This is a genomic window from Helicobacter sp. 13S00401-1 (genome assembly GCF_002272925.1).
Classification (GTDB): Bacteria; Campylobacterota; Campylobacteria; order Campylobacterales; family Helicobacteraceae; genus Helicobacter_I.
This window is the reverse complement of the sequence record NZ_MLAR01000008.1, coordinates 1-20,136: the sequence shown is the minus strand read 5'-3', so window position 1 is coordinate 20,136 and position 20,136 is coordinate 1. Positions and strand designations below refer to the sequence as shown.

16 protein-coding genes and 1 tRNA gene are annotated in these 20,136 nt (G+C 35.0%); 6 read left to right on the top strand and 11 right to left on the bottom strand.

Translation table 11 applies throughout. The annotated features are described in order from the left end of the window. Positions 1-3: 3 nt before the first annotated feature. The gene (locus BKH43_RS05350) at positions 4-198 is read right to left on the bottom strand and encodes a hypothetical protein (RefSeq protein WP_095229363.1); all 195 of its coding nucleotides are present in this window, start codon (positions 196-198) and stop codon (positions 4-6) included. Positions 199-360: 162 nt separating this feature from the next. Further along, positions 361-437, bottom strand: a tRNA-Met gene (locus tag BKH43_RS05345). 129 nt (positions 438-566) lie between these two features. Between BKH43_RS05345 and uvrC the strand changes: the two genes are divergently transcribed. Continuing rightward, positions 567-2,237, top strand: a complete 1,671-nt coding sequence (uvrC, locus tag BKH43_RS05340) for an excinuclease ABC subunit UvrC (RefSeq protein WP_095229361.1) — start codon at positions 567-569, stop codon at positions 2,235-2,237. 186 nt (positions 2,238-2,423) lie between these two features. On the opposite strand, the gene BKH43_RS05335 is transcribed toward uvrC, so the two are convergent. From BKH43_RS05335 to BKH43_RS05320, 4 genes are all read right to left on the bottom strand, one after another. Next, a complete protein-coding gene (locus BKH43_RS05335; RefSeq protein ID WP_253248054.1) occupies positions 2,424-2,771 on the bottom strand; it encodes a TM2 domain-containing protein in 348 nt (115 codons plus the stop codon). A 387-nt stretch (positions 2,772-3,158) separates the two neighbouring features. Next, positions 3,159-4,070: an aldo/keto reductase gene (locus BKH43_RS05330; RefSeq protein WP_216358495.1), complete on the bottom strand. Its 912-nt coding sequence runs from the start codon at positions 4,068-4,070 to the stop codon at positions 3,159-3,161. Between the two features lie 188 nt (positions 4,071-4,258). After that, complete coding sequence (locus BKH43_RS05325) at positions 4,259-5,260, bottom strand: catalase (RefSeq protein ID WP_172402322.1); 1,002 nt, start codon at positions 5,258-5,260, stop codon at positions 4,259-4,261. A 36-nt stretch (positions 5,261-5,296) separates the two neighbouring features. Next, positions 5,297-6,457, bottom strand: coding sequence for an FtsW/RodA/SpoVE family cell cycle protein (locus BKH43_RS05320; protein ID WP_095229354.1), 1,161 nt, complete (start codon positions 6,455-6,457; stop codon positions 5,297-5,299). A gap of 105 nt (positions 6,458-6,562) precedes the next feature. Here BKH43_RS05320 and topA point away from each other — a divergent pair, with 105 nt between their 5' ends. Beyond that, on the top strand, positions 6,563-8,920 hold the full coding sequence (topA, locus tag BKH43_RS05315; RefSeq protein WP_095229352.1) for a type I DNA topoisomerase: 2,358 nt from the start codon (positions 6,563-6,565) through the stop codon (positions 8,918-8,920). 46 nt (positions 8,921-8,966) lie between these two features. Here topA and BKH43_RS05310 read toward each other — a convergent pair whose 3' ends face one another. Then, entirely contained in the window at positions 8,967-9,548 is a 582-nt protein-coding gene (locus tag BKH43_RS05310) for a hypothetical protein (RefSeq protein ID WP_095229350.1), read from the bottom strand. 111 nt (positions 9,549-9,659) lie between these two features. On the opposite strand from BKH43_RS05310, the gene BKH43_RS05305 reads away from it, so the two are divergent. The 3 genes from BKH43_RS05305 to BKH43_RS05295 all read left to right on the top strand — a co-directional run bounded on the left by BKH43_RS05305 (position 9,660) and on the right by BKH43_RS05295 (position 13,117). Next, positions 9,660-10,409: a glycosyltransferase family 25 protein gene (locus BKH43_RS05305; RefSeq protein ID WP_095229347.1), complete on the top strand. Its 750-nt coding sequence runs from the start codon at positions 9,660-9,662 to the stop codon at positions 10,407-10,409. Positions 10,410-10,580: 171 nt separating this feature from the next. Beyond that, positions 10,581-11,723 carry a sulfite exporter TauE/SafE family protein gene (locus BKH43_RS05300; protein WP_095229345.1) on the top strand — a complete coding sequence of 381 codons (1,143 nt, stop codon included), beginning with the start codon at positions 10,581-10,583 and terminating at the stop codon, positions 11,721-11,723. Between the two features lie 47 nt (positions 11,724-11,770). Continuing rightward, positions 11,771-13,117 carry a ComEC/Rec2 family competence protein gene (locus BKH43_RS05295; RefSeq protein ID WP_095229343.1) on the top strand — a complete coding sequence of 449 codons (1,347 nt, stop codon included), beginning with the start codon at positions 11,771-11,773 and terminating at the stop codon, positions 13,115-13,117. Between the two features lie 26 nt (positions 13,118-13,143). On the opposite strand, the gene lspA is transcribed toward BKH43_RS05295, so the two are convergent. After that, positions 13,144-13,659, bottom strand: coding sequence for a signal peptidase II (gene lspA / locus BKH43_RS05290; RefSeq protein ID WP_095229341.1), 516 nt, complete (start codon positions 13,657-13,659; stop codon positions 13,144-13,146). A gap of 91 nt (positions 13,660-13,750) precedes the next feature. Here lspA and carB point away from each other — a divergent pair, with 91 nt between their 5' ends. After that, the gene (gene carB / locus BKH43_RS05285) at positions 13,751-17,053 is read left to right on the top strand and encodes a carbamoyl-phosphate synthase large subunit (protein ID WP_095229338.1); all 3,303 of its coding nucleotides are present in this window, start codon (positions 13,751-13,753) and stop codon (positions 17,051-17,053) included. A gap of 41 nt (positions 17,054-17,094) precedes the next feature. Here carB and BKH43_RS05280 read toward each other — a convergent pair whose 3' ends face one another. The 3 genes from BKH43_RS05280 to BKH43_RS05270 all read right to left on the bottom strand — a co-directional run bounded on the left by BKH43_RS05280 (position 17,095) and on the right by BKH43_RS05270 (position 19,623). Further along, positions 17,095-17,334, bottom strand: a complete 240-nt coding sequence (locus BKH43_RS05280; RefSeq protein ID WP_095229336.1) for a DUF2443 family protein — start codon at positions 17,332-17,334, stop codon at positions 17,095-17,097. 147 nt (positions 17,335-17,481) lie between these two features. Next, complete coding sequence (locus BKH43_RS05275) at positions 17,482-19,230, bottom strand: pilus (MSHA type) biogenesis protein MshL (RefSeq protein WP_095229334.1); 1,749 nt, start codon at positions 19,228-19,230, stop codon at positions 17,482-17,484. A gap of 126 nt (positions 19,231-19,356) precedes the next feature. Continuing rightward, entirely contained in the window at positions 19,357-19,623 is a 267-nt protein-coding gene (locus BKH43_RS05270) for a ComEA family DNA-binding protein (RefSeq protein WP_095229332.1), read from the bottom strand. Positions 19,624-20,136: the final 513 nt, after the last annotated feature.

The following is a 20,136-nucleotide window of genomic DNA, read 5'->3' as shown; positions in this document are numbered from 1 at the left end:
TAATTATGCTAGATAGATAACACAAAGCACTATAAATACAAAAAAGACTATCCTTAGTATCTTAAAGCACTTGCTTCTTGGGGGGTGCTTTTTGTGTACATCTCTTGATATAGTGCTAAATATCCAGTAGGTTGCAAATAAAGCACAATATAAAAGTAAGAGACCAAAGACAAAATGTACAACTGAAGCTATGCTCATAGTTAAACCCTTCTTTAAGTGATTAAGACGCTATTTAAGGTTAGTTAAATTTGCTATTTCAAGGTTATAAAAGTGCTTATTATAGCCTTACATCATAATTAAAGCAGTGCTTGTAAGCTTTTAGATGAAGTTAAAAAATGGAAGGGATGTGAGTTTTAGTTTTGGTGTCAAGGGGGAGACTTGAACTCCCGACCTCCGGCTTATGAGACCAGCGCTCTAACCAGCTGAGCTACCCTGACAAGAAGAGTGATATATGATTTAAAAAGACCAGATTCTACTTTAAAAGGTAGTTTTTGTCAACATAGCAAGACTTAAAGTTGGCTAGACTTTTAGTGTTAATACTAGCCATTAAAAGGAGGGTTTAAGTTTTGGGTTTACTAGAAGATGTAAAAGACTTGCCAACTTTACCAGGAATCTACCAGTACTTTAATGAGTTTAATGAGCTACTTTACGTAGGAAAGGCTAAAAACCTAAAAGCACGCGTAAAAAGCTATTTTAACTTTAGTAGTGATAAAAGCGCCCTTTTACCAAACCCTGCTAACTCTCTTAGAATCCAAAAGATGATAAAAGAAGCACGCACTCTAAGATACACCATAGTAGATAGCGAGCAAGAAGCCTTAATCTTAGAAAACAGCTTCATAAAGTCTCAAAATCCAAAGTACAACATACTGCTTAGAGATGATAAAACCTACCCCTATATCATGCTAGATATGAGCGTCCGCTATCCGCGCCCAGTTATCACAAGAAAAATGAGCAAGAAAAAAAATATCTTTTACTTTGGCCCTTTTACTAGAGGGGCAAGCTTAGTTTTAAGCGCACTTTATACGCTTTTGCCATTAGTTCAAAGTGCGAGTTGTGCTAAAGGGAAGCAAGTTTGTCTTTATTATCAATTAGGTAAGTGTCTTGGAGTGTGTGAGTTTGAAAGGGAAGAAGAGTATAAAAAGATAGCTAGTGAAGCTTTAATGTATCTGCAAAATCCTCACAAGCTAAAACAGGCTTTAAAGTCTTACATGCTAGTTTGTTCTCAAAAACTTTTATATGAAGAAGCCCTTGCTTGTAAGCAGGCCTATGAAGTGCTTGATGATGTAAGGCTTTATTCAAAACTAGATTCTAAAAGCAAGCAAAATCTTGATATTTTAGGGTTTGAAAGTGATGAGACAAATGGAATCTTATTTAAACTTTTTATGAGAGAAGGGCGCGTTATAAGCAGTGATAAGCTAGTTTTTAAGGCTAAAAGTGAAGATAAGCTAGCAGTTTATAAGCAAGCTATCTTAAATCTAAAACATGTTGATAATCTAGACTATGAGATAGTTTTAGCTAGTCTTAGTGATAAAGACTTTGAGAGTTTAAGTGAAGACTTAAGCACGCTTAATCTAACTTTGAGTAATCCTAAAAAAGGCTTCAAAAAAGCCCTTTGTGAGTTAGCTTGTGCAAATGCAAAAAATACCTTGCTTAATAAGACTTCAAAAACTGCGCAAGTTTTAAGTGAGCTAGCCACACTTTTAGATTCTAAAAGGATAGAAAAGATAGAAGTTTTTGATACTAGCCATCACGCTGGAACTTACTGTGTAGGCGCAAAAGTAGCCTTTTTAGGCGAAGGGTTTGATAGCTCTAGCTATAGGCGCTATAAACTAGAAGGTAAAGATGAGATAAGTCAAACTACTGAGATGTTAACTAGGAGGGCTAAAAGTTTTGTAAGTGACTTTCCGCCTGATTTGTGGGTGCTTGATGGTGGGGCTGTGCAACTTAAGATTGCTAAAAAGGCACTAGATTGTGTAGGGGCTAATGTTGCCCTCTTAAGTATCTCTAAAGAAAAAAGGGATGCTAAGGCTTACCGTGCTAAAGGAGGGGCAAAAGATATCTTGCGTTACTTTGCTAAGGATAGTGATCATGTGCTAGAGTTAAGACTAGATATGAAAAATCCCATGCTTCAGTTTTTGCAAAAACTCCGTGATGAAGCCCATAGATTTGCCATAACTTTTCACAGAGAAAGGAAGGTTAAAGGCCTTACAGGCGCTAAAGGCGTAAGGGGCGAGTAAGGGTTTGGTTTGGCACTAAGGGAGATTTCTTTAGTGCCTTTTGAGTTATGGTTTTAGTAGTTTTGTTTGCTAAAGTGTCTTGCCTCAAAACTAGCAAAGATAAAGCTATCCATTTTACTTTTTTTGTGATAGATTTTATATACCTTGAGATTTTGCTAAATAACTCTTTATTCACCAAAAAAGTGGCTATGATGTGAGCAAGAGGACATTGCTTATCTTTTCAAGATTATCTTTCTTGATGCCTTTATACACTAAAAACAAGTCAACTATTGGCCATATGCCAAGTGTGAGCCAACCTATAAAAAGCTTTACTACGCCTAGTACTATGTCTCCTTTATAGAATCTATCCACACCAAATAATCCAAAAAAGAGGCCTAGCACTAGGCCTACTATAGGACTTTTTAGATTTAAAGATAAAAGCGCACTCATCTTATCATCTTGCATCTTTTTTAATCTTTCAGTTAGTAACACGTAGCTATCAGCTGGTATCCTATCATTCCAAGTTGCCAGTAATGTCATAGCTTGCTGACCCATATTAACTCCTTTTTTTGCTAATAGTGTGAATCAAACTAAGTGCTATCTGATTGTTAGGAAGCTTGCTTTCTACATTCATCAACACCGCATTTGAATCTATTTTTTCTTATTTACTAAGTGCTTGGTAAGTATAGAATCAAAAAAAAAAAAACAAGTGCTAGCGCATAAAAGTGTAGGTTTAAGTGCGATTTTTTATAAAACTAGGAGATATGTTTGTAGATTAGATATTAATTTTTAAAGGCCTTACTTAATAAAGGGAGGGGTTAAAAGATGGCATGGAATCTAAGATTCCATATTCTTATACTTGAAGGGCTAGTGTTTAAAAAATATAGGCTAGTAGCATTAAAGGCTAAAAGTTTTCTCTTTACTTGTTAGCAACTTAAGACTTTAATACCAGCCAAAAAGAGATTTATTTGTTTCAAGTTTAGCTATGCTTGCCATATCTTCACTATCAAGTTTAAAGTCAAAAATATCTATGTTTTCTATCATCCTTTTTTTATGAGTAGTTTTTGGTATGGCTACTATGTTGTTTTGTATTAGGAATCTTAGGCCAACTTGCGCGATAGTTTTATGATGCTTTTTTGCTATGCTCTCTAAAACTGGCTTAGCAAAAAATCCATTTTTCCCTTGTGCAAAGGGACTCCAACCTTCTAAAACAGTATCTTTCATAACTTTTCTAAGTTCTTGTTGCATGTAAAATACATGAGCTTCCATCTGATTTACCATAGGGATAACTTTAACTTGCTTTATAAAGCTTGTGTATTTTTGTGCTTTAAAGTTTGAGATACCTATAGCCTTTAAAACTCCTTTAGCATAAAGTTCTTCCATAGCCTTGTACATATGTACTGAGTTTGGATATGCCATATGGATTAAAAGTAAGTCTAGGTAGTCAACTTGAAGATTTTTAAGTGCAAGATTAACTGCCTTAAAAGTTTCTTTATAACTCATATCATGAGATAGCTTGGTAGTGACAAAAAGCTCTTTTCTAGGTACACCACTTTGTGTTAGTCCCACTCCTATCTCACTTTCATTTTTATAAAGCTCGGCTGTATCTAGTAGTCTATAACCAACTTCTAAGGCTTCAAGCGTGCATCTTGTAGCTATCTTTGGGCTTATCTGATAGGTACCATATCCAAGGATAGGCATCTCTACGCCATTATTTAGCCTTATATTTGGCACCTTAGTCTTATCATCTTTAAAGGCTAGTTTAGCCGCTTTAGTGCCAAAGGCAGTTGTCCCCATAAGGCTTAACCCACCAGCCATAGCCACGGTACTTAGTATAAACTTTCTTCTATGCATGGTTTTTCCTTTTTTTTGTTTGTAAGAGTGAAATCTCTTTTAGATTCTACTATGAGACTTATTATTAGTATATATAGTGGAGGATTATTTGATGATATTTTGATTTTAAGTGTTAAAAAGAGGAAAGATTGCAGTCATGCTTTAGGGCATGACTAGTTTTTATAGAATCTAGATTCTATAAAAAAGGCTTATTGTCTCTCACTGAAAGTTATCCCATAAACATGGTTTCTAAGTTCAAAAAGTGCGTCTTTTGGAGCACCTACACCTTTAGGCATAACACCTGGGATAAATACATCTTGAGCAAATTTATGGCCTTCATATTTTGTAACATTTAAAGTTCCTACATAGATCTTAGCGTGCAAGTCATCCCAAGGCATAGATGTATCATCTATAACATCATCAGCTCTTGCTGGGATAATATACATGTAGTACTTAATGCTGCCAGCTTTTAGGTCTTTTTTAAAGGTATCTTCAAGGTAGTTATCTTTAGTTTTAGCTAGCTCTTCTTTGCTTAAAGTCCTTTCTCCGCGTGCTGGGACAAAGACAAATCTAGCAGGTTGCATCTTGCCATCAGCGGTTTTAAACATATATGCATGAAGACTGTAATAAGCGACATTTGATACAGATCTTGATATGCCTCTTATCTTGTTGTAGGCTAAAAATCTTTGAGCTGGTTTTGAAGTTTTAACAAACTCTTCAAACTTTTTAGGATCTACTTTTCCATCTTTATCTGGGAATCTTGACTGTAAAAAGCCTAGAAACTGCTCTTTAGTCTTAGCAAAGTTTATAGGTGCGCTAGCTAGGGCCATATCCCACTCACTTCCATTGCCTTTTAGTTTTATGCCTAGGCCAAGTCCTGGAGTTTTATCACTTCCGTGAGGGTTAGGGCCTCCTACTGAGTATCTAACCTCTGCATCTATCTTTCCTTTGCCTGTTAGCATAGGTATATCATAAAAGTCTTTTAAGTTTTTAGCGCTCTTAAAAGTACCTATGGCAGAAAAGCCCTTAGTGTGATTAATCTTATGTTTTCCATCAAACTTACCTGCTACTATGTGGAATGCATTAGCAAAGTCTTGTGCACTTGGATCTGCCTTAGAAGGAGCTGACGCGCCAGGCTCTGCTGCATTTACAAAGGGGCTAAAGCCTAAAAGCAAGGCACTTAGTATACAAACTTTAGAAATGTTTTTCATTAAAATATCCTTTTTGATTTTGAGTGTCATTTTATTCTACCTAAAAAGGTTATTTTTTCTTTTGATTATAGATCCTATCTTTCCAAAAAGATTATTGTTGTTACTGTCTGGATTATAAGAAAGCTCAAAGCGAAACACCTTCGCATTTTCAAGCATGGCTAAAAGCACTATAAAGGTTATAAAACTAGATCCTCCATAGCTAAAAAGAGGCAAGGGGATACCAACTACGGGTGCTAGTTCTATAGTCATACCTATATTAACTATCACATAGATAAAAAATAGTAACGCCACACAACTTGCAATCACCCGCATAAAGTAGTCTTTTTTCTCTATAAAACAAAAAGAAAAGATGTGCACCACTATAGACATATAAAGGATTATAAGGATAAGAGAGCCTATAAAACCAAAGCGTTCTGCAAAGTGGGCAAATATAAAGTCACTTGTAGCAATTGGTAAAAACTTAAGATTAGACTGGGTTGAATCTTCTTTACTCTTGCCAGTTAACCCACCACTTCCTACAGCAATTAGGCTTTGATAGACTTGAGCCTTTGGCTTACCACTTATTAGAGTTTGGATTCTATCTATTTGATATTTTTTTAAAACTATCTCAAATTTATAAGCTATAGGCACAAAGATAGCTATGGCTAAGATGATGCTTATCCATATTTTTTTATTAACCCCTATGATAAAAAGCATGCCATAGCCCATGATCAAAACTACTAGGGCAGTTCCAAGATCAGGTTCTTTTAGTATGAGTAAAAAAGGCAAAAGTATAAAAAAGCTTATCTTGCAAAACTCTAAGATTCCATAGCCTTCTTTTGGGGGAGGGTTATGGTGGATGTAGTGGGCTAAAAGCAAGATAATGGCGATTTTAACTGGCTCGCTAGGCTGTAAAGAAAAGCCTCCTATGCTTATCCAGCGTTGGGCACCTAGCTTAGTTGTACCTATTAGATCTACTGCTATTAAAAGTAGTATGCAGATAACATAAAAGGCTATAACGCTTTTATAGAGGTATCTAAACGGTATAAAAAAAACAAAGACAAAAACAAAGATTCCTAAAAATGCATAGCTTAACTGTCTATACATAAGGGCAGTCGAGGTTTCGCTTAGTAAAAATGTGCTTACAAATATAAGAGGAATTATGAGTAGGATTAAAACATAATCAAAGTGGGTTGATATGCGGCGTCCAATAAACAATGACAATCCTTGCGGTAAATAAAGTTCTTGATTATAAATTACATTTACTTAAGTTAGAATAATTAAAGCTTTAATACTACTTTTTTATCAAACACAAGGATAAATATGCCAAATGCTAACTCTAAGACAAAAGATTCTTCTACAACCACTAAAGATACAAAAACTACCAAGGCTACAACTAAAGCCAAAACTACTAAAACTGTAACTAAGACCACAACTAAAACTAGCACTAAGAAAAAAGAAACCAGCACAAAATCTAGTGTTGCATCTAAACCTAAGGTTAAAACTTTAAAGAATCTTATCATCGTAGAGTCCCCAGCTAAGGCAAAAACTATAAAAAATTTCCTAGGTAAAGACTATGAAGTTATAGCTTCTAAAGGGCATATAAGAGATCTTCCCAAGTCACGCTTTGGTATAACAATTAAGCCTAATAGCTTTACTCCAACCTATGAGTTAGCTAAAGATCATCAAGATGTGGTTGCTAAGATAAAGGCCTTTCATGATATAGCTGAGACTACTTATATCGCAACTGATGAAGATAGAGAAGGAGAGGCCATAGGCTTTCATATCATAGAGGCCTTAAAAGAAAATGTAGAAGGTTTCCCTCGCATAGTCTTTCATGAGATAACTAAGCAAGCTATAACTAACTCACTAGAAAACCCTCGCAATATAGATATGGATAAAGTTAATGCCCAGCAAGCAAGAAGACTGCTTGATAGGATAGTGGGTTTTAAACTTTCAGGCCTTTTGGCTAAAAAGATTAACAGAGGGCTTAGTGCAGGACGTGTGCAAAGTAGTGTTTTAAAAATATTAGTTGATAGGGAAAAAGAGATAAGAGACTTTAAGCCAATAGACTACTATCTAATAAATGCTTATGATAAAGATATAAGCTTTGACTTACTCTACTATAGAGGCGATAAGATAGAAAAGCTTAGCTTTTTAGAAAAAGAAAAAGTAGATGCTGCATTAACAGTGCTGCGAAGTGAAAGCTATAAAATCTCTAGTATAGAAAAAAAGCAAAGGGTTACTAACCCAAGTCCACCTTTTATGACTTCTAGCCTTCAGCAAAGTGCAAGTAGTGTTTTAGGTTTTAGCCCAACTAGGACTATGAGTATAGCCCAAAGGCTTTATGAAGGAGTACAGACTAATAGGGGCTTAGAGGGCGTTATAACCTATATGAGAACAGATAGTTTAAATATAACCAAAGAAGCAGTGAGTGCTTTGAGAGGTTATATAAAAGAAAAGTATGGCGATAAGTATCTAGTATCAAGTCCAAGAAGCTTTGTCTCAAAAGCAAAAGGTGCCCAAGAAGCCCACGAAGCCATACGTCCAACTAATATAGATTTCACGCCAGGCATAGCTAAAGACTACTTAAAAGAAGAGGAGTTAAAGCTTTATACACTAATCTTTAATCGCTTTGTAGCAACGCAGATGAGTAGTGCAGTCTTTGATACTTTAAGTGTGCTAGCAAGTAGTGAAAGCGCTACTTTTAAAACTACTGGAAGAAGTTTAATCTTTGAAGGATTCTATAAAGTTATGGGCAATGAAGATAAAGATAAGCTTTTACCAAGCTATAAAGAAGGTGAGGCTATAAACTTTGACCCTATAAAAGAAACTCTTAAAACTACTGAGCCTCCAGCTAGGTACTCAGAAGCAAGCCTTATAAAAACTATGGAATCTTTAGGCATAGGTCGTCCAAGCACTTATGCGCCAACTATAAAATTACTAAGTGATAGAAACTATATAGCTATAGAAAAAAAGCAAATCCATACTCAAGAGATAGCCTTTACTGTGACTGATATGTTAGAAAATAACTTCAATGAGATAGTAGATGCTAACTTTTCAGCAGCCTTAGAATCTAAACTAGATTCTATAGCTAGCCATTCTACTAACTGGGAAGAAGTGCTTTGGGACTTTTATGAAGGGTTTAGCGCTAAGCTTGAAGATGGAGAGAAAAATATAGCTTCACTTAAAAAGCATGAGTTAACTGGTGAGATGTGCCCAGAGTGCGGGGAGCCTTTAGTTTTACGTAGTGGAAGGTATGGCGATTTTGTAGGTTGTTCTAACTATCCAAAATGCCACTATATAAAAAAAGATAAAAAAGATACTAGCGAAACTAACGCCACGCCTACATCTGAAGTATGCGAAAAGTGTGGCGCTCCTATGGTGATAAAACAAGGAAGAAATGGCGAGTTTTTAGCATGCTCTAACTATCCAAAGTGCAAAAATACCAAGTCTTTAAAAAGTGATGCCTTAGATGTAGCTTGTCCAGAGTGTGGTGGAGAGATAGTAGCAAAGCGTGCAAGGAGTGTGTTTTATGGCTGTTCTAACTATCCAAAGTGCAACTTTATATCAAGCACTAAGCCTATAAATAAGCACTGTGAAAAGTGTGGCTACTTAATGCGCCAAAAAGGTAAAAATAAAGCAGTTTGCATAAAGTGCAAACATGAAGAAGATATTTAAGCTTAGGGATAAAGGGTTAAAAACTTAAGATTTACTTAGACCTAGCTTAAAAAGTATAGGTGTAGCTAAAAGTGTAAAGTGGCATAGCCTTTGGCAAAGGTCTAAAAGTAGTGTTGTTAAGTGGGATTCTAGCAAGTAGCTCAAGTCTATTATGGCCGCCATCAAAGTTAAAGCTAACTCCAGCGTTAACTTGACTTATGTAGCCTTCTTCTTTGTTTTGAAAGGCTATGTAGCCATTACTACTACCTGCTATTATCCCAAAACCTAGCTTTTCTCCTTGAAATATGTCATAGATTAAGTCTATATTAAGCCCACCATAGTAGTCGCTTGGAAGTCTTTCATAGTTTAGATACATCCTTATACCTAGGTATTTATTAAAAAACTGCGTATAACCTAGTAGTAAAGTACCACTTACTTTAGTTATCTTAAACTCATGTGTTGCAGCGCCTATACCAACAAAAATACCACTTTTCTCAGCTATATGATTTATATGTGTGTTTTGGGTGCTTATACCTAGTGAGTTTAAAAGTGAGCTTTCACTTAATGATGTTTCACTTTCGGCATAAATTGGTGCACTAAAAGCAAGCAAGGCTGATAATGTGGTTAAAAGGACAAATTTTAGTTTCATAGCGACGACTTCTTCATACATAAGTTGTAAGTTTGTTATCTGTTATTTTAATATTAAAAGTGATAACATTTCGCTTATATAGAAATAAAAAATAGGAGAATTTGTAAAAAAATGGATGTTTTTATCATTAATCTAAAAAGAAGTACGCAAAGAAAAGAGGCTATGGAATCTAATATATTAGATTTTAAAGCCTCTTACCCTTCTTCGCCCATAACTTTTCATTTCTTTGATGCACAAACTCCAGAATCTATAAAGGCAAATGGCTTTATAAAAAGGCATGATAAGTTTTTAAACAAGCTTTGGCGCCAGCCAGAAACTAGTGAAACTGAAATAGCTTGCTTTGCATCTCATTACTTTTTATGGGAAAAATGCATAGAGTTAAATAAACCCATAGTCATCTTAGAAGATGACTGTAAGTTTGCTTGCTACTTTGATAAAGGGATAAGGGAGTGCTTTGGTTCGCCTTATGAATATGTAAAGCTTCATCTTTCAAGTTTTAACACCATGAAACTAGTTGGTAGAAACTTTGCTTACTCGCCTAAGCTAGTACTAAGTGCAGTTTGTTACTACATAACGCCAAGTGCTGCTAGAAAGTTTATAAAGCACGCTAAAAAAGTATATATACCAGTTGATAACTATATGAGTAACTCTTTTTTAAATGGGGTAGTTGAGATGGTTTATATCCCAGAGCTAGTTTTATCTAATGAACATAATCAGTGCAGCACTATCACTATGAGTACAAAACAAAATATAGGGGCTTTTAAAGTAGTAAAAGAAGTTTTTAGATTCTATAGGCAAGGACGTGAGCTTTTATTTCATCTAAGACATGTTTTATTCATAAAAAAGTATCTTTCAAAGTAGATAACCTTCTAAGCCCTTTTATGCTTAAAAAAGCTTCGAAACTACAATTCCACTATGTAATAAATATGAGACTTAAAGTTAATAAAAGATTCTAGATAGTAAGCTTAAAGGTAGGATAGCTGCAGGTGGATTTTTATCAAGCAAAGAGAATTTTAAACTTAAAGGAAGTTGATGGAAGCAATACTAGGTATATTTATAGCGGCCTTTTTGGGTGCGTGGGGACACTGTGTGGGTATGTGTGGCGGTATAGTTTTAGGGCTTAATACCGCTAAGTCTATAGATAACACTAAAACTAGGATAGCTTTAGGAAACTTTGTATATTTTTTAGGGAGGCTTACGTCTTATATCATAGTGGGGATAATTTTTGCCCTAATTGGCAAAAGCTTTATAGATAACTTTCATAGGGGCATAGTTTTTATAGTTATAGGTGTCCTTATCATCATCACAGCCTTGCTTTTTAACTTTTACCCTAAGGCACTAGGCTATATCACGCCATCTGCTAACTCATCTTGGTATAAAAGAGCTTTTAAGTATGCCTTGCAGTCTAAAAGTTTTTATAGCTACTACGTTCTTGGAGTGTTAAATGGCTTTTTGCCTTGTGGCTTTGTGTATACCTTTGCTTTAGTTGCTGCTGGCTTTAACTCCATACCTATGAGTATTTTAGGCATGATAGCTTTTGGTATAGGGACATTTTTACCTTTGTTTTTATTAGGAACTAGTTTAGGAAGTCTTATAAGGGGAGGATTTAGAGCGAGATTTAGCACTTGGCTTTTAAGAATCTCCATGCTTTTAATGCTTTATTTTGGACTTGGTAATATATTTATGGGTTATGGGATGATGACTGGACATATGTATATGTTACCAGGCATGCATATGGGCATGAAGGGTATGCATGGGATGCATGGCATGGGTGGTATGGATATGGGTCATGGGATGCACGGCATGAAAATGCAAGATATGAAAATGGATGGTATGAAAATGGATCATGGCCATATGAACATGGACGATATGAAGGGTAGCACTCATCAAGACATGGATATGAAGTCTCATAACATGGGTAATATGGAATCTGTGCATATGGATTCTAAAGATGGCATGAAAGATATGGATATGCATAAAGATATGCAAAACATGCAAAACATGAAAGATATGAGCCCTAACTCTACTCATATGGATATGCAAAATATGGGTGATATGAAGATGGATTCTAAAGATGGAATGAAAGGCATGCATATGGACCATAACTCTCATAATGCCGATATGAAAAACATGGATATGAAAAATATGCACGATATGCATATGGATTCTAAGTAGGCTTAAAAATTCTAAGTGTGTAACTTAAGAGGGGAGAAGTTAGAGTAGTGGGCATAGCAAAGCGCTATAAACAAACTATAGCTACTATGAAGCATCTACTTAAGCACTTTTGGCTTTTTGAAAGCAGACATGTTAAAGATAGTTCTTTTAGTCTTCCTTTATTTAAAGGGCGTGAGTTTATAGCCTTAGTTGTCATGCTTTTGTGCTTGCTAGCTATAAATCTTGGACTAAGATATAAAAACTTTCTAGCCTTGCAAGATGCTAAGTCTATAGAGGCTAAAGTAGCATTGCAGTATGCAAAAGATAATAAGACTATATTTAAACTAAAAACTAAAGATGGTTTTAATCTTTATACTATAGAGCACACACCAAACTCCGCATTAAAAGATTTGCAAAATAAAGATGTGAGAGTTCTAGGCAAGGCACAAAAATGCACTTTTTTAGATTCTTTTAAATCTTGCTTTTTTATTAATATGGGCATGGCACTTTTGCCTTCAAGCACTACTTTACTTGACCTAATAGTAGCCCAGCATGAAAACGCCCTTTTAAGCAACCTCTACTCAGCCCTTTTTTTAGGCACTAGTTTAGATCCTAACTTAAGGCATGTATCAAACTCCCTAGGGCTTGCTCATATCATAGCAATTAGTGGCTTTCACTTAGGCATACTTAGCCTTTTACTTTACATCATCTTAATGCCACTTTATAGAATCTTCCAAAGACACTACTTTCCTTATCGTAATGCTTACTTTGATATTGGAGTGTTGATACTAGCTTGCATGGGAGGCTACCTAGTTTTACTTGACTTTCAGCCTTCATTTTTTAGAGCCTTTTTAATGGCAGCCTTAGCTTTTTTCTTACTTTACTCAGGCTTAAAACTTATAAGCTTTGTAAGTTTAAGTCTTTGCGTGCTTTTTGCTTTAAGCTTGGATTTAAGCCTAGCCTTTAACATAGGCTTTTTGCTTTCAGTTGCAGGAGTGTTTTATATATTTTTATTTATAAAGTATGTTAAAACTAAAAGCATGCTTTTGACTGTTGTGCTTTTTAATCTTTTGCTATTTTTACAAATGATGCCTATAGTGCACTACTTTTTTCCCTACTTTTCACCCTTTCAGCTAGTCTCTATACCAGTTGGCTTAGCCTTTGTAGTCTTTTTCCCACTTAGTTTACTTTTGCATATTTTTGGGTTTGGAGGGAGTATAGATTTTTTATTGCTTCCATTTTTGGATATGAAGTTTCATTTAAGTGAGGTTTACACACCTCTTTTTTTACTTGGAATCTACATCGTTTTTAGTCTTGCAAGCATCTTTTCTAAAAAGGCTTACTATCTTCTTTGTGCTTTTGGAATCTGCTTTTATGCTTTTAATCTTTGGGTTTATATAAAAAGCTTAGTTTAAGCTTTTAGAACTTATAGGATAAAAAATTATCTGGCATTACGTCTTTTTATAAGCATGGTTATTATCATTATGATTATCCCAAGATTTATACTCATATCTGCAAGGTTAAATATCGCAAAGTTAAATTGATAGTGCCAGTAGATGTAATCAACCACGCCTTTATATAAGAATCTATCTATGATGTTGCTTATCCCACCACCAAAAATAAAGCCAAAACCTATAAAGTAGTCTTCAAAGAAGCGTCTTTGTTGGATAAAAAATATAATAATAATTAGAATTAAAAGCAGTTGTATATACTTAAGATTATCGCCTAAAAAGGTTAAAAAGCTAAAAGCAACACCTTTGTTAAAAACTAAGGCTATGTCTATAATCTCGCTTCTAAAAAGATAGCTTATAGAATCTATATTTATACTTCCATATTTTTGCAAAGCGATTTGCAAGATCTCATGTTTTAAGATTTGGTCTATTATAAGTACGACTATAAGAATGGCTAAGAAGATGTAGAGTTTATATCTAAGTCTTTTTGGAGTAGATGAAGTCAAAATTTTCCCTTATATTTGGTTTTATAAAGATGTAAGCACAAGGTATAATTTAGCACATTATTTCCAACTTCATTAATCTTTAAGGACACACATGCAAGATAACAGTTTTAAAAACATACTTCTTATTGGCTCAGGTCCAATAGTCATAGGGCAGGCCTGCGAGTTTGACTACTCCGGCACTCAAGCTGTCAAGACTTTAAAGGAGCTAGGCTATAAAGTGGTATTAATAAACTCTAATCCTGCGACTATCATGACAGATCCAGACTTTGCGGATAAAACTTATATAGAACCCATTTCTGAAGAGATAATCCTAGATATCATTAAAAAAGAAAATATTGATGCTATTTTGCCTACTATGGGTGGGCAAACTGCACTAAATGTCGCTATGAGTATGTATGAAAAAGGCCTTTTAGAAGGAGTTAGATTCCTTGGGGCTAGACCAGATGCTATAAAAAAAGGTGAAGATAGACAGGCTTTTAAAGAGGCCATGCTTAAAATCGGTATGGATATACCAAAGTCAATGTATGCTTATAATGAAGATGAAGCCTTGCTAGCTGCACAAGAGATAGGATTCCCACTAATTATAAGGGCGTCTTTTACGCTAGCTGGTGGAGGTAGCGGGGTAGCTTATAACATAGATGAGTTTAAAACCCTAGCTAAAATCGGTCTTGATGCAAGCCCAGTCCATGAGATACTAATAGAAGAATCTTTGCTTGGCTGGAAAGAGTATGAGATGGAAGTTATAAGAGATAATAAAGATAACTGCATCATAGTTTGTAGCATAGAAAACTTAGATCCTATGGGTGTGCACACAGGAGATTCTATAACTATAGCACCAGCTTTAACTTTGACTGACAAAGAGTATCAGCGTATGCGTGATGCCTCTTTTAAAATACTCCGCGAGATAGGCGTAGATACAGGAGGAAGTAACGTACAGTTTGCTATCAATCCAGAAACGGGGCGTATGACTGTAATTGAGATGAACCCGCGTGTTAGTAGAAGTAGTGCTTTAGCTTCAAAGGCTACAGGTTATCCTATAGCAAAAGTTGCGACACTTTTAGCCGTTGGATTTAGCCTAGATGAGATAAAAAATGACATAACTGGAACGCCTGCTAGCTTTGAGCCAAGTATAGATTATATAGTTACTAAGATTCCGAGATTTACCTTTGAAAAGTTTCCTATGGCAAACTCAAGTCTTACAACATCCATGAAAAGTATAGGCGAAGTTATGGCAATAGGCGGGAGTTTTAAAGAAAGCCTTCAAAAAGCTATATGCTCACTAGAACAGGGCTTTTATGGCTTTAATCGCATAAGTACAGATTCTATCTTAATCAAAAAAGAGATAAGGCGTCCTAATGCAAATCGTATACTTTATATAGCTGAAGGCTTTGGACTAGGCCTTAGCGTAGATGAAGTTTATGAGCTAAGTAAGATAGATAGATGGTTTTTAAATGAGATAAAAGAGCTAGTAGACTATGAACAAAAGATAACTACTGATATCTTAACTAACAAAGAGCTTATGAGAGAGGCTAAAAGCTATGGTTTTAGTGATAAAAACATAAGCCACTGGCTAAAAGAAAATGAAGGCTTAGATATAACTGAGGCTGAAGTTTATCAAGCTAGGCTTGCTTTAGGAGTTAAGCATAAATATAACGAAGTAGATACTTGTGCTGCTGAGTTTGCTTGTAAAAGTAACTATCTTTACTCAAGCATTGGGGACTATGAGTGCGTGCCTAATGAGTATCAAGATGAAAACTTAGAATCTTGTAATCCTAGTAAAGATTCCACAAAACTAAAAAAAGTTTTAATCATAGGTGGAGGCCCAAACCGCATAGGACAGGGTATAGAGTTTGACTACTGCTGTGTGCACGCAAGCTTTGCTTTAAAAGATATGGGCATAAAAAGCATAATGTATAACTGCAACCCAGAAACTGTTAGTACAGACTATGATACAAGTGATAAGCTTTACTTTGAACCTATAGACTTTGAGCACGTAAGAAGCGTTATAGAAGAAGAGCAAGTTGATGGAATCATAGTGCATTTTGGAGGTCAAACGCCACTAAAGCTAGCTAATCTCTTAAGCAAGATTAACGCCAAAATCATAGGTACTAAGCCAAAAGCCATAGACAAAGCAGAAGATAGAGAAAAATTTGCAAAATTTATAACTGAGCTTGGATTTAACCAACCAGAAAATGGCATAGCCTTAACTAAAGAGCAAGCCCACTCAGTTGCTAGGACTATAGGATTCCCAGTGCTAGTTCGTCCAAGTTACGTGCTAGGCGGGCGCGCTATGCGTATAGTTTATGATGACTTCGAGCTTAAAAAATATATGGATGAGGTCATAGCCGTTAGTGAATCTAATCCAATCTTAATAGATAAGTTTTTAGACAAGGCAATTGAGCTTGATTTAGATTGCATAAGTGATGGCAAGGATGTTTATATAGGTGCTATTATGCAGCACATTGAAGAAGCAGGAATACATAGTGGTGATAGTGCTTCTTACCTCCCAACTACTAGCATAGATAAAAGTTTGCTAGAAAAGATTTATAAGATAAGCAAGGAGATAGCCTTAAAGCTTGAAGTTAAGGGGCTAATGAACGTGCAGTATGCCATTTATAAAAATGAAGTTTTTATCATAGAAGTTAACCCTCGCGCCTCTCGCACTGTGCCTTTTGCCTCTAAGGCTACAGGACTTCCATTAGCTAAAGTTGCAACTCGCGTTATGTGTGATGAGCCACTTTTAGATGCGATTAGTTTCTATGATAGATATAATGTTTTAGAAAAACTAGAAGATAATCTATACACTCATAAGCCCTTAAAACACTTTAGTGTTAAAGAATCTGTTTTTCCATTTAACAAACTTCCAGGAGCTGATTTGCTTTTAGGTCCTGAGATGAAAAGTACAGGTGAGGTTATGGGCATAGCTAGTAGCCCAGGGATAGCCTTTTTTAAATCCCAAGTTGCTTGCAAAAACCCTCTTCCACTAAGTGGCACAGTTTTTATCTCCTTGCAAGATAGCGATAAGATTTACGCCCTAGAGCTAGCTAAAAGCTTTAGTGATATGGGCTTTAAGATAGTAGCAACTACTGGGACTTTTAAGATTCTAAAAGAAGCAGGCGTTGAGGTAAAACAAGTGCTTAAGATTAGCGAAGGTAGGCCAAATATCAACGACTTACTGGTTAATAATGAGATAGATTTGGTTGTAAACACTAGTGATGAAAAGGCCAAAGAAGACGCAAGGCTTATAAGGGCTACAGTTTTAAAGATGAATATACCTTACTTTACTACAGTCTCAGGCGCTTTAAGTGCGATTAAAGCTATCAAAAAAGAAACTAGTAGTAATGAAGGCTTTAAAGCTTGCTCGCTTCAAGAGTATTTAAACAGGGCTTATTAGTTTTTATACTTTTAGATTCTATTAGAATCTAAAAGCAGGGTTTAAAAGATTAGCATCTCTCGTTTTATCTTATTAAGAAGGTCTATTTGCTTTTTTAACTTGTCCACTTCTTCATCTATATCTGCTAACATGCCCATACTTAGACCCTCTGGCATATCTTTAGATCCTCTTTTTATAAGTATGTAGTCTATTAGATCAATCTTTGCCATGTTTAAAAGTATGGTTATCTCATCTCTTAGATTTTCAATATTTCTTATTATCTCTTCAATTTTTTCAAACATAAAAACCTCCATCACGCTAGTTATTTTACTTAAAAACCAAGGCTTTTTTTGCTTAGTTTATATCATCATAAGGCTTTAAAACTAAAGCTTGTGTTGTCTTATAAGATATTGTTTTAACAAAAATGTTTGCAAGTTAACTTATATAACTTAGTCTATAACAGTTGGAGTGATGATGATAACTATCTCTTCACTTCTATTAAGCTTTTTTGTATTAGAAAATATACCTTTTACCCTTCTTAGACCTATGATTCCATTTTCATTAGTTTCTGCGTGGTTACTTATAAGTCCACCTATGATGACTTTTTCTCCATTTTTTAGCCTAACTATTGAAGAAAGTTGATTAGTACTTAGGTTTGGTGGGCTAGATAGGGCAGTGGCACTGTTTTCTATCACTGCATTTTTTGCCCTTGTGATTGAAGGGTTTATACGTAGTATTATCTCATCTTCGCTTATTGAAGGAGTTATATCAAGCAAGATTCCAATAAAGACACTAGGGTACTGCACGCTTTGATTTTGTATAGTGTTGTTTGTGTTGCTAGTTTGGAAGATAAGGTTTTGTGAGTATCTAAGCACTGAGCCAACACTTATGATGGCTGGTTGATTATTAAGCGCGCTCACTCTTGGGTTAGAAAGCGATTTTACACTACCTTGACTTTCAAGAAAGCCTAGTATGCTGCTTAGAGACACACTTGGATTAAGTATATTTAGCGAGTAATCAAGATTAAACGTATTTGCATTTCCACTTAGATTCAAACTACCACTTGCGGCTGGGACTGAGAAGATAGAAGCAAGATTACTCCAATCTATCCCTGCATTTGTTGCCTTGGTATGAGTTATATTTAGAATCTCTACATTTAAAAATATCTGTGCCCTCATCTTTGTGTGCATGTTTTCAAGCAGGTTAGAAACCTGTCTCATGTGGGATTTATTAGCCATAACGCTTACAAGACCTGCGTTTTTATCTATGCTAAATCTTGTATTAGTATTTGCTTGCGCCTTAGATGCATCTTGGCCAAAGGTAGGCTCTTTAAGTAAAAAACTAAGCTCTTTTTCTAAGCCATCCCAAAAGTTTAGTTCATCCATAGAGTAGATCTTAGTGCCACTACTACTTGGTCTGTTGTTTAGTGATCCTTCAAAGGCATTATTTAGCGTGTAGGGGTTGTTAGTTAAGTTTGGCTGAAAGATGCCATAGTTATAGTTGCTACTATAAGCGTTTTGATTTTGTTCTTGGGATAGGGTGACAGAAGTGTTAGAAAGAGTGGTGCGAACACTTGCTATGTAGTTTATATCAAATGTTTCAAACGCTAGCCCATAGATTCTAAGTAAAAAAGGCGAGACTTCATAGTAGTAGTTTTTTAAGGCTATGTTTAAAAGATCTTTTAAGGGCCTTTTATCAAGATGTAAGGCTAAAGTATCATTTTCAACCCAGTTTATGTACTCTATACTGAACCCACACTCTGAAGCTAGCGCACTTAGTATCTCAGAAAGTTTTTCTTCTTTAGGCTTTGTTAGTGTGTGTAAGGTGCTAGCACAAGAAGGTGCAAGTATATTTACATCAATGTCTTCATCTTCAAATATCTTCTTATGCCCCAAAGGAAAGGACTTTAGTTTGCGTGGGCTTTTAGTAGTTGTTTGATTTGTAGCACTTGTAATCATAGGTGCATTAGTCATATCTTTTAGATCTTGTAGGTTTTTAGAATCTAAAAGATTTGTAGTGCTTGCTTTATCTTGCTTGATAGAGTTAGTATTTTTTTCATACTCTATTTTGGATTCTAAGATGTTTTTAGATTCTAAAGCGCTTGGTTTTATATCTTCTTTTGCAGATAGATTTAAAAAACTAGCGATAAAAAGGTAGATAAAGGGCTTTGCAAAAAGGCTTTTAAAGTAAACACTCATTTTGAACCTCTTTTTTAGAGTATCTTATATATTAACTTGTGAGATTTGTTGTGTATGCGTTAAGTTGCGAGCTAGGAGTTTTATAAGATTCTGCATCATAGAATCTTATAAGGTAGTTTTTAAGAGCTATTTTTCAGCCTTGCTATCTTTTTTATCTGTTGTGACTTCTATGTCATTTTTTATCTTGTTAAATAACTTTTGATTAACACCTTTTACTTTTTTGATATCTTCTATAGCCTTAAAAGGTTGTTTGCTTCTATATTCAACTATGCTCATAGCTTTTTTTGGTCCTATGCCTGGAAGTTTTTCTAACTCTTTTTGTGAGGCTGTATTTATATTTACCGCAGCGAATAGAAAACTAAAAAACATTGCCATTATTGTTAAAAATTTCATTTTTATGTGACCTTTAAAAATTTTATTTAAGATGAATTAATGCGCGTATAGTCAATTTTAAATGAGTAAAACTTAAATTTAACTTAATATTTATCAAGATTAATAGATATTTTAGAGATGCTATCTTAACTTTAAGAGTATTTTGAAGGTTATTTTTCATTCTATATATAGTTAGACTTTAAAGCCTAGTATTAAATTTTGGATATTCTTTTTAGGTTTGCTTATAAATGTTGTTTTTGACATCTTTTAGAGAAACTTTCAAAATCTAGGTATTTTATATTTATAGGGATTATTTAGGCTGTCATATATTTGTGAGCTGCTTTGTGTGTAGCGTTGCTGTGGTGGCTTTTAGGTTTTTTAGATATAAAATTTTAAAAATCTTCTACTTCCCCCCTTCCTCTAAGCTAACCTTAAGCTTCACTTCACTATAGTTTCATTTCTCAAGCGATTAAGGCTTACTTTTCTTGTTTTGATTAGTTTAATTTTTTAAGTTTTTTAAAGTTTTTTTAATAA

Coding starts and splice junctions, on each gene's coding strand:
- BKH43_RS05350 (WP_095229363.1), bottom strand. CDS start 198: ATGAGCATAGCTTCAGTTGTACATTTTGTCTTTGGTCTCTTACTTTTA.
- BKH43_RS05335 (WP_253248054.1), bottom strand. CDS start 2,771: ATGGGTCAGCAAGCTATGACATTACTGGCAACTTGGAATGATAGGATA.
- BKH43_RS05330 (WP_216358495.1), bottom strand. CDS start 4,070: ATGCATAGAAGAAAGTTTATACTAAGTACCGTGGCTATGGCTGGTGGG.
- BKH43_RS05325 (WP_172402322.1), bottom strand. CDS start 5,260: ATGAAAAACATTTCTAAAGTTTGTATACTAAGTGCCTTGCTTTTAGGC.
- topA (WP_095229352.1), top strand. CDS start 6,563: ATGCCAAATGCTAACTCTAAGACAAAAGATTCTTCTACAACCACTAAA.
- BKH43_RS05310 (WP_095229350.1), bottom strand. CDS start 9,548: ATGAAACTAAAATTTGTCCTTTTAACCACATTATCAGCCTTGCTTGCT.
- BKH43_RS05305 (WP_095229347.1), top strand. CDS start 9,660: ATGGATGTTTTTATCATTAATCTAAAAAGAAGTACGCAAAGAAAAGAG.
- BKH43_RS05300 (WP_095229345.1), top strand. CDS start 10,581: ATGGAAGCAATACTAGGTATATTTATAGCGGCCTTTTTGGGTGCGTGG.
- carB (WP_095229338.1), top strand. CDS start 13,751: ATGCAAGATAACAGTTTTAAAAACATACTTCTTATTGGCTCAGGTCCA.
- BKH43_RS05280 (WP_095229336.1), bottom strand. CDS start 17,334: ATGTTTGAAAAAATTGAAGAGATAATAAGAAATATTGAAAATCTAAGA.
- BKH43_RS05275 (WP_095229334.1), bottom strand. CDS start 19,230: ATGAGTGTTTACTTTAAAAGCCTTTTTGCAAAGCCCTTTATCTACCTT.
- BKH43_RS05270 (WP_095229332.1), bottom strand. CDS start 19,623: ATGAAATTTTTAACAATAATGGCAATGTTTTTTAGTTTTCTATTCGCT.